This window comes from Mycobacterium sp. E1747 (assembly GCF_001667775.1).
Classification (GTDB): Bacteria; Actinomycetota; Actinomycetes; order Mycobacteriales; family Mycobacteriaceae; genus Mycobacterium.
Map to the genome: position 1 here is coordinate 1 of NZ_LZJI01000184.1, position 1,856 is coordinate 1,856.

The 1,856-nt window shown below is 67.7% G+C and carries 2 protein-coding genes; both read left to right on the forward strand.

Going from position 1 to position 1,856, the window contains the following annotated elements; all coding sequences use genetic code 11:
* Positions 1-1,574, forward strand: a 1,574-nt coding sequence (locus A5695_RS17795) for an ATP-binding cassette domain-containing protein (RefSeq protein WP_068084886.1), incomplete at its 5' end; no start/stop codon positions are given.
* Between the two features lies 1 nt (position 1,575).
* Positions 1,576-1,856: FHA domain-containing protein (locus A5695_RS17800; RefSeq protein WP_068084889.1), on the forward strand; the 281-nt coding region annotated here is incomplete at its 3' end.

Below are 1,856 nucleotides of genomic sequence, written 5' to 3' on the forward strand. Positions count from 1 at the left end.
GGCCCGGCACGCTGACGGCCATCATCGGCGGCTCTGGCGCCGGCAAGACGACGCTGTCGCGGGTGATCGTGGGATACACCAGCCCCACCTCGGGCTCGGTGACCTTCGAGGGCCACGACATCCACGCCGAGTATGCGACCATGCGCAGCAGGATCGGGATGGTCCCGCAGGACGACGTCGTGCACCGCCAGCTGACCGTCAACCAGGCCCTGAACTACGCCGCCGAGCTGCGGCTGCCGCCCGACACCAGCAAGGCCGAGCGTGCCCAGGTCGTCGCCCAGGTCCTCGAAGAACTGGACATGACCAAACACGCCGAGACTCGAGTCGACAAGCTGTCCGGCGGCCAGCGCAAGCGCGCCTCGGTGGCACTCGAACTGCTCACCCAGCCGTCGCTGCTGCTCCTCGACGAACCGACCTCCGGCCTGGACCCGGCGCTGGACCGTCAAGTCATGCTGATGCTGCGCCAGCTCGCCGACGCCGGCCGCACGGTGTTGGTGGTGACCCACTCGGTCTCGTACCTGGACGTCTGCGACCAGATCCTGCTGATCGCACCGGGCGGCAAGACCGCCTTTTGCGGCCCGCCCGACCAGGTCGAGGCGGCCATGGGCACCCGCAACTGGGCCGACATCTTCGCCAAGGTCGGCGCCGACCCCGACGAGGCCAACCGCCGCTTCAAGGAACGCGACCAGCAGTCGTCGCGGCCGCCCACCCCGCAAAGCCCCGCCGACCTGGGCGAGCCGCCCAAGACCGACCTGTGGCGGCAGCTGTCCACGATCGCCCGCCGCCAAGTCCGCCTCGTCGTATCCGACCGCGGCTACACCATCTTCCTGGCGATCCTGCCGTTCCTCATCGGGGCGTTGTCGCTGACGGTGAAGGGCCCCCATCCCGGCCTCGGGCCGGCCGACCCGCTCGGCCCCGCGCCCACGCAGCCGCAGTACATCATGGTGCTGCTGAACATCGGCGCCGTCTTCATGGGCACCGCGCTGACCATCCGCGACCTGATCGGCGAGCGGCCGATCTTCCGACGCGAGCAGGCCGTCGGGCTGTCCACCACCGCCTACCTGCTGGCCAAGATCGCGGTGTTCTGCGTCTTCGCGACGCTGCAGGCGGCGATCGCGACCATCATCGTGCGGCTCGGGAAGGGCGCGCCGACGGCGCACCCGCAATTCTTCGGGAACTCCACCTTCTCGCTGTTCGTCACCGTCGCCGGGACCTGTGTGGCTTCGGCGATGCTGGGCCTGCTGTTGAGCGCCTTGGCGGAGTCCAACGAACAGATCATGCCGCTGCTGGTGGTGTCGATCATGTCGCAGCTGGTGTTCTCCAGCGGCATGATCCCGGTCTATCAGCGCTTCGGCCTCGAGGAACTCGCGTGGCTGACACCGGCCCGCTGGGGCTACGCCGCCGGCGCCTCGTCGATCGACTTTCCGTCGCTGGTGAAGGTCAAACAGATTCCGACCAACGACCCGATCTGGCAGCACTCCAAGCACATCTTCGTGTTCGACATGGCGATGCTCGCGTTCCTGTCCATCGCCTACATGGGCATCGTCCGATGGCACATCCGCCTGAAACGCTGAGATGACCCAAGCCGCCGAGCCCGTCCTGACTGTTCGATCCGACCGATCGAAGGGCAGCTTCGCGGCCGGACGCGACGTGGTCGTGGGCAGCGATCTGCGGGCGGACCTGCGGGTGGCGCACCCGCTGATCGCCCGTTCACACCTGCTGCTGCGCTTCGATCGCGGCAAATGGATTGCGCTGGACAATAATTCGCTGAACGGGGTCTACGTCAACGGCCAGCGGGTGCCGCTGGTCGACATCGAAGACGGCCAGACCATCAATATCGGCAAGCCCGACGGCCC